This is a genomic window from Caldibacillus debilis DSM 16016 (assembly GCF_000383875.1).
GTDB lineage: Bacteria > Bacillota > Bacilli > Bacillales > Caldibacillaceae > Caldibacillus > Caldibacillus debilis.
This window is the reverse complement of sequence record NZ_KB912918.1, coordinates 111,567-118,394: the sequence shown is the minus strand read 5'-3', so window position 1 is coordinate 118,394 and position 6,828 is coordinate 111,567. Positions and strand designations below refer to the sequence as shown.

At 51.8% G+C, this 6,828-nt stretch carries 9 protein-coding genes; 7 read left to right on the top strand and 2 right to left on the bottom strand.

What is annotated here, in order from left to right; genetic code table 11:
• Positions 1-205, bottom strand: a 205-nt coding sequence (locus A3EQ_RS22345) for a helix-turn-helix domain-containing protein (RefSeq protein ID WP_154652874.1), incomplete at its 3' end; no start/stop codon positions are given.
• 273 nt (positions 206-478) lie between these two features.
• Here A3EQ_RS22345 and A3EQ_RS0120375 point away from each other — a divergent pair.
• The 4 genes from A3EQ_RS0120375 (at position 479) to A3EQ_RS0120355 (ending at position 4,386) form a co-directional block, all read left to right on the top strand.
• Positions 479-1,618 (top strand): cation:proton antiporter, encoded by a 1,140-nt coding sequence (locus A3EQ_RS0120375; protein WP_020156996.1) that lies wholly within the window; start codon positions 479-481, stop codon positions 1,616-1,618.
• A 291-nt stretch (positions 1,619-1,909) separates the two neighbouring features.
• Positions 1,910-2,677 carry an amino acid ABC transporter substrate-binding protein gene (locus A3EQ_RS0120365; protein WP_020156994.1) on the top strand — a complete coding sequence of 256 codons (768 nt, stop codon included), beginning with the start codon at positions 1,910-1,912 and terminating at the stop codon, positions 2,675-2,677.
• A gap of 286 nt (positions 2,678-2,963) precedes the next feature.
• A complete protein-coding gene (locus tag A3EQ_RS0120360) occupies positions 2,964-3,623 on the top strand; it encodes an amino acid ABC transporter permease (RefSeq protein ID WP_020156993.1) in 660 nt (219 codons plus the stop codon).
• A 16-nt stretch (positions 3,624-3,639) separates the two neighbouring features.
• Positions 3,640-4,386, top strand: a complete 747-nt coding sequence (locus A3EQ_RS0120355; RefSeq protein ID WP_020156992.1) for an amino acid ABC transporter ATP-binding protein — start codon at positions 3,640-3,642, stop codon at positions 4,384-4,386.
• Positions 4,387-4,911: 525 nt separating this feature from the next.
• Here the strand turns inward: A3EQ_RS0120355 and A3EQ_RS0120340 are convergent.
• Positions 4,912-5,232 carry a DUF3889 domain-containing protein gene (locus A3EQ_RS0120340; RefSeq protein ID WP_026500117.1) on the bottom strand — a complete coding sequence of 107 codons (321 nt, stop codon included), beginning with the start codon at positions 5,230-5,232 and terminating at the stop codon, positions 4,912-4,914.
• A gap of 192 nt (positions 5,233-5,424) precedes the next feature.
• Between A3EQ_RS0120340 and A3EQ_RS0120335 the strand changes: the two genes are divergently transcribed.
• The 3 genes from A3EQ_RS0120335 to A3EQ_RS0120325 all read left to right on the top strand — a co-directional run bounded on the left by A3EQ_RS0120335 (position 5,425) and on the right by A3EQ_RS0120325 (position 6,708).
• Entirely contained in the window at positions 5,425-5,670 is a 246-nt protein-coding gene (locus A3EQ_RS0120335; RefSeq protein WP_020156988.1) for a YhdB family protein, read from the top strand.
• A gap of 133 nt (positions 5,671-5,803) precedes the next feature.
• Positions 5,804-6,241 carry a disulfide oxidoreductase gene (locus A3EQ_RS0120330; RefSeq protein WP_020156987.1) on the top strand — a complete coding sequence of 146 codons (438 nt, stop codon included), beginning with the start codon at positions 5,804-5,806 and terminating at the stop codon, positions 6,239-6,241.
• Entirely contained in the window at positions 6,238-6,708 is a 471-nt protein-coding gene (locus A3EQ_RS0120325; RefSeq protein ID WP_020156986.1) for a thioredoxin family protein, read from the top strand. The genes A3EQ_RS0120330 and A3EQ_RS0120325 overlap by 4 nt, the downstream gene beginning before the upstream one ends.
• Positions 6,709-6,828: the final 120 nt, after the last annotated feature.

The window sequence follows — 6,828 nt, the reverse complement described above, 5'->3', positions numbered from 1 at the left end:
TTTCACTTTGGCGGAGATTCAGGATTTTTTGCCGGATGTCTTCGGATAAGGCATGTGCAGGTTTTCGCCCCCGGTTTTTGTGAATGACTCCGTTTTCATCCTCCTCAAGGACTCGTTTTTTGAGGCGATAAACCTGACGAAGACTTAGCGATAACAATTCGGCAGCTTGTTTTCCCGTGATATACCCTTCGATCCATTGACGAATGACTTTGTAACGCTACAATTCTTTTTTGCTCAATGGAATTCGCTCCTGTCTCATACTGACATTTTCACTGAAGCGTTACAATATGACAATATCACAGACGAACAACACTGAAAATCATTTTCTTGACAAATTCCCTGAAATATTCTAAAATTCAAAGGAAAATCATTCATACGGGATTTTTTAGGTGGAGTCTGTCACTTAGGGATTTCTGTGTCCCTCGTGGCAGGCTCCTTTTCTTTTAGCCAATCAAAATCGGAAAGGCGGGATGTTTGCATGTTGATCCTTCAGTTAGCCATCATTTTGGCGGCAGCGAAAGTGGCGGGCAGTCTGAGCGTAAGATTGGGGCAGCCGTCCGTCCTCGGCAAACTCCTGATCGGGATCGTTTTAGGTCCCTCGGTATTCGGATTGGTCAACGAGACGGAAACGTTGGCCGAATTGAGTCAAATCGGCGCGATCCTGCTGATGTTCATCGCCGGGCTGGAAACGGATATCGAACGGTTCAAACAAACCGGAAAAGCCGCGACTTTCGTAGGGTTGGGCGGCATGATCATGCCGATGGTTTTCGGTTATCTGGCCGGGGTCCTGTTAAATCTCACCACGCTGCAGTCCTGGTTTCTGGGGCTTTTGCTTTCGGCGACGAGCGTAAGCATCTCGGTCCAGGCCCTCAAAGAGCTGAATCAATTAAAGAGCCGCGCAGGGACCGCCATCCTGGGCGCCGTCGTCATCGACGATGTGGCGGTCATCCTCGCCTTGGCGTTCCTGATGAGCATGGCCGGCGAGGACGTTCATTTCACGGCAATCATTTTAAAGAAAATCGCATTTTTCGCGGCGGCCATTTTGGCAGGCTGGAAAGCCGTCCCTTGGTTCCTGAGAAAGTTTTCCTCGTTGCAGGTGACCGAGACGGTCATTTCTTCCGCTTTAATCATTTGCCTGGTCTACGCCTATTTCGCGGAATACGCGGGGGTTGCCGCGATCATCGGAGCCTATATGGCGGGTTTGGCGATCAGCACGACGAACTTCAAACACGAGGTATTTGAAAAGGTTGAAACGATCAGCTACTCGATCTTCGTTCCCGTATTTTTTGCCTCCATCGGCGTTTCTGCGCAGTTTTCCGGCATTGCGCAAAATCTGGGCCTGATTGTTCTTTTAAGCGCTATCGCCATCCTTACCAAATTCATCGGGGCGGCGGCCGGGGCCAAATTGGCCGGATTCAATCGGAAAAGCTCGCTGGGAATCGGCTCCGCCATGGTGTCCAGGGGTGAAGTGGCGTTAATTCTTTCCGCGATCGGCATCGAATCCAAACTGCTGAGCCAGGACATGTTCGCTTGTATTGTCGTTGTGATCCTGGTCACGACGGTCGTAACGCCCCCCATGATGAAATGGTTTTTTCGGGAGGCAGCCTCCGGCGAATAAAACCTTTCGGCCCCATTCAAAATGAACGGTCCGCAAGCGGACCGGCCCAAACCCAAAGGCAATATCAAAGATAGGAATATGCCATGGATAAACCTTCCGTATCATGCCCGCGGTTTATCTATGGCATCTTTTTTGCCGGCCATCGGGCAACGAAGGGAAAAATCCCCCTGTTCAAAAAATTTTTCGTTTGACAGCCCGGAGAAACCGTGGTATTTTTTTATTAGTTTAACATTTTAATATATTAAAGTGATAATAAATTAAAGAGCCCTTCCAAGAAAGGTGGTTCAACGAATGAAACGGTTAGCCGGCTTTATCGCCCTCCTTTCCCTGCTGTTCCTCTTTACCGCCTGTTCCGGTTCCTCAGCGAAGGATGATACCCTGATCGTCGGAATCGACGACAAATTCGCCCCGATGGGATTCCGGGACGAAAACAATGAAATCGTCGGTTTCGATATCGACCTTGCCAAAGCCGCGGCGAAAAAAATGGGAAAAAAGGTGAAATTCCAGCCGATCGACTGGTCCACGAAGGAATCGGAATTAAACAGCGGGCGCATCGATCTGATTTGGAACGGCTATACGATCACGGAAGAACGGAAAAAGAAGGTGCTGTTTACGAAACCCTATTTGAAAAACGCCCAAGTGGTGGTGACATTGAAGGATTCGCCCATCGACACCCTTGACGACCTGGCGGGCAAAACCGTCGGGCTCCAATCCATGTCTTCCGCCGCCGACGCTTTAAAGGCGGACCCGATCGCAAACAAAGTCAAATCGGTCACCGAATACGCCGATAACGTCCTGGCCTTGGCGGATTTGAAAAACCGCCGGGTGGACGCGGTCGTCATCGATGAGGTCGTCATCGATTACTATATGACGAAGGAAAAAGACCAGTATAAGGTCCTGAAGGAAACGTTGGCCCCGGAGGAATACGGAGTGGGCGTCAAAAAGGGCAACGAAAAGCTGTTAGAGGAGTTGCAAAAAGCCATGGATGAGCTGATCGCCGACGGAACGGCGGCGGAGATTTCCGTCAAATGGTTCGGGGAAGACAAAATTTTGAAGTAAGGGCAAGGGATGAACGCAAAGTTTGACAGACGCGGCTGCGCTCCTGTCCGGACCTCCCCTGCGATTTCCGAAAGGGATACCCGGTGAGATCGGCGCATTGATCCGATTTCGACGGATCGAGGGCGTGCTCCGTTTTCCGGTTTTTGCAAGGCATCATGGCGGAGATTCTGCCAAGGATGGGGCCGGCCGGACCGGACGGATTGGCCCTGCCCCGGGGCGAAGATGCGCCCAACCGTCCCGGCAAAACCCGGTACTACCAGGATTCACCTGACGGGAGGAAATTTCCATGTCCATCGATTACATCCAAATGATTTTAAGGCCGATGCTGGAAGGGACGAAGATGACATTGTTTCTGTTTTTCATCGTCATCTGCACCTCCCTTCCCCTCGGCCTGCTCCTTACCTTCGCCGCAAGGACCCGGTTTAAGCCTTTAACATGGCTGATTCAACTGTACATTACCGTCATGCGGGGAACGCCGCTTTTGCTGCAGCTCCTCTTCATTTGTTTCGGGCTCCCCCTGATCCCGGTCGTCGGGGATTATCTCGTCCTTGACCGGTTCGTCGCCGCCTGCACCGGTTTTATTTTGAATTATGCGGCCTACTTCGCGGAGATTTTCCGCGGCGGGCTCCTCGCCGTCGACAGGGGACAATTTGAAGCGGCCCAGGTGCTCGGTTTGAACAAATGGCAGGCGATGACGCGGATCATCATGCCGCAAATGTTCCGGGTCTCCTTGCCCGCGGCGGCCAATGAAACGATCACATTGGTGAAAGATACCGCCCTTTTGTACGCGGTGGCGGTTCCGGAACTGCTGCATTACGCGCAAACGGCCGTCAACCGCGATTTCACCACCCTGCCTTACTTCGTCGCGGGGTTGATTTACCTGGCCATCACGCTGGTCTTAACGGCGCTCTTGAAGAGGATCGAACGGCGCTATCAATACCAATGAGAAGGCGGGAAGCGAAATGGCGATCATCGAAGTGACCGACGTGAAAAAAGCATACGGCCGGACGCCGGTATTGAAAAATGTCAGTTTCCGGGTAAATGCGAACGAGGTCGTCGCCCTGATCGGGCCTTCCGGCGCCGGAAAAAGCACCCTTCTGCGAAGCCTGATCCACCTGGAAACCGTCGACGGCGGAACGATCCGCATCGCCGGGGAGCCGCTGGTGGAAGACGGGGTTTACGGAAAACCGAAAAAAATAAAAGCGATTACCTCCAAAATGGGGATGGTCTTCCAGCATTTTCACCTTTTCCCCCATCTGACCGTCCTGGAAAATTTGGAATTGGCCCCCCGTTTAAAAAAAATGGAACCGGAGGAAAAGATCCGGCAAAGGAGCTTGGAACTGCTGGATAAAGTCGGCCTCAGCCAGCGGCGTTCCGCTTATCCCGCCCGCTTGTCCGGCGGGGAAAAACAGCGGGTGGCCATCGCCAGGGCGCTGATGATGAACCCGGAGATCATGCTCTTCGACGAACCCACTTCCGCTTTGGATCCGGAATTGACCGGCGAGGTGCTCGACGTGATGAGACAGCTGGCGAAGGAACGGATGACGATGGTCGTCGTCACCCACGAAATGAATTTTGCCAAAGAAGCGGCCGACACCGTGATTTTCATGGACCGGGGGGAAATCATCGAATCGGGGCCGCCCGCCTCCCTGTTCGCCGGACCGAAACACGACCGGACGAAGGCCTTTTTGAACCGGATGTTAAAATAAATCCGGATCCTTGACCGATGGATCCGAAGACATGTTTTTCATGCCATCGATCCGGCGAACCCCTTCCCCTCTCCGGCTCCCGCCTTTCCTAGGGCAAACGTCCGGCTCTTCCAAGGTTTTCCCGCCTGCGAGGTTGGCTTGCCCGGTCCTTTGTCGAGGCGGTCTTTCTTCCGCCCCATCACGGCAAAGTCCGGCCTTTCCGTTTTTCCCGTCCATAGGTCTGATTGCCCCATCCTTGCCAATCGGTCTTTTTGCGGCCCGCGATCTCCAACGCCTCCGGCCGCTCCCTTTCCCGCCTGCGAGTCCGGCCTGCCCGATCTTTGCCGGCGCGTTTTCCCGCCCGTACCACCGGCAAAGGTCGATTTCCCCGGCGTTTATCTTCCCCACAGATCCGGCTTGTCCGATCTTTGAAAGACGGCCGAAGAATACCGGCTATGGCGGCCCCCGCTTCCGGGATCGGGGAACCGCCGGCATCGGGCAAGACAGCGTTTTCCGGAGCCCTCCGGAATGCCCTACGACCTCTCCCTATCCGTTACGCATTTCTTCCGTCACCGATAAATTCAACAATTTTTTGTTGCTCAAATCATGAACGACGGTGACGATCACAAATTTTTCCACTCCGTTCTCCTTCACCTCAAAACGGAACCGGTCCTGAACCCGGTTTCCGGATAGTTCCTCCCTGCCCAAGTAGGCATATTCCGTCACCGGCTGCCCGGGATAATCTTCCCTGACGACGGCGGTGGCTATCCTTCCGTATTTTGCATAGCCGTCCTCTTCCTTGGCCAAAGCCATGGACGGAAGCAGGACGAGGGAAAGGAAAATAAACAGCTGAATGAATTTCTTCACTTGGCACCCCTTCTTTTCCGCAATTTTTCCGGTGAAATGATTTTTCCTGTTATTCATTATTTGGCAGGACCGTTTCCCTATTCACGGCAAAAAATTCCATCCCCCGCTCCGTGGGGATTGTCAACTTTTAGGGCGTAAAAGAAGGGGAAATTCGCGCACAATAATCACAACCCCTGAAAGGGAGGAGGGTCCATGAATAAAGCGGATTACGACCGCGCCTTGCATTACGCGAAGCTCGCCCAGTGGGACCATTTGCTCATCCTGATGGTGCGGACAAAGGACGACATTTTATCGAAAAAGATCGAACAATTTTTGCATGCCTACCACTTCCAATACGACTACACGCGAATGGAATATTGTTTTTACGAACTGCTCCGCTACGCCGAATACGCCAACGAAAAAGCCGCCGGCGAACAAAATGAAGCGATCTTCGTCTGAAGGAAACGAAAGAAACCATTGAGCCTTGCCATGCCGCAAGGTTTTTTTTCATGCAAAAAGTTCCAAAAGTGAAAACGCAAAAAAGGGCCGAGTGTGTTAAAATCATTACTAGAAATCGGAAGGCGGTGATCGAATGTTTTACGATCAAAAAAAGATGGAATCCTATCTTTTTTTTAGCTGGTGTGTTTCTATTGTAGCCACTTTTGGCAGTTTATATTTTTCCGAAATCCGCCAATTTGAACCGTGCGAACTTTGCTGGTATCAGCGGATTCTCATGTACCCGTTGACGGTTCTGCTCGGCATGGCGGTCGTCCGGAAAGATTTCCGGATCAGTCTTTATGCGCTGGTCTTGTCGGTGATCGGGGGATCCATTTCCTTGTACCATTATTTGATCCAAAAGGTTCCCTTTTTCACCGAAAACGCCATTTCCTGCGGCAGAATTCCCTGCACGGCCCAATATATCAATTGGTTCGGTTTTATCACCATCCCCTTTCTCGCCTTGACGGCGTTTATCCTGATCGCCGGGGCGAATTACATCGTCTGGAAAAAATGGAAGGAGGCCAATTGGTGAAGAAAGTCATCGCCTTTTTGAGCGTCGTCATCGTTATTTTTGCCGCCATTTGGGTTTTAAATGTATACCAGCAGCGGGAAAAATTAAAGGGAAACCCGTATAAAAAATCGAGCCTCCACAGCGAAACCATCGCCCAGCTGGACGATCCCAATTATCAAAACATCGTTTTGCCGGAGGAATTGGCCGCCCAATTGAAGGACGGCAACGATGAGACGGTCTATTTTTACAGCCCGACCTGCAGCTATTGCAGAAAAACGACGCCGATCGTCGTCCCCCTCAGCAACGATTTGGGGATCGACTTAAAATTATTCAATTTGCTGGAATTCGAAGAAGGATGGGAACAATACGATATCGAGGCGACGCCGACCATCATCCATTTCGAGAACGGCAAAGAATCCGCCCGGATTGTCGGATATAACGAAAAAGAGGTCTTTGAACAATGGTTCGAGGAAAATGTTTTAAAATAACAGCGGGGAAAAGCATGGCCGGGAAGAGGGGAAGGTCCTGATTTCAGGAACAGGCCGTTTTGCCTTCCCCTTTTTCTTTCCTTCTGCCGGCGCCATTGCGGCCGCGCGGGCATTTTTTAG

What these genes read in the sequence shown, in the direction of transcription:
- A3EQ_RS0120375 (WP_020156996.1), top strand. Translation starts at nt 479, where the DNA reads ATGTTGATCCTTCAGTTAGCCATCATTTTGGCGGCAGCGAAAGTGGCG.
- A3EQ_RS0120365 (WP_020156994.1), top strand. Translation starts at nt 1,910, where the DNA reads ATGAAACGGTTAGCCGGCTTTATCGCCCTCCTTTCCCTGCTGTTCCTC.
- A3EQ_RS0120360 (WP_020156993.1), top strand. Translation starts at nt 2,964, where the DNA reads ATGTCCATCGATTACATCCAAATGATTTTAAGGCCGATGCTGGAAGGG.
- A3EQ_RS0120355 (WP_020156992.1), top strand. Translation starts at nt 3,640, where the DNA reads ATGGCGATCATCGAAGTGACCGACGTGAAAAAAGCATACGGCCGGACG.
- A3EQ_RS0120335 (WP_020156988.1), top strand. Translation starts at nt 5,425, where the DNA reads ATGAATAAAGCGGATTACGACCGCGCCTTGCATTACGCGAAGCTCGCC.
- A3EQ_RS0120330 (WP_020156987.1), top strand. Translation starts at nt 5,804, where the DNA reads ATGTTTTACGATCAAAAAAAGATGGAATCCTATCTTTTTTTTAGCTGG.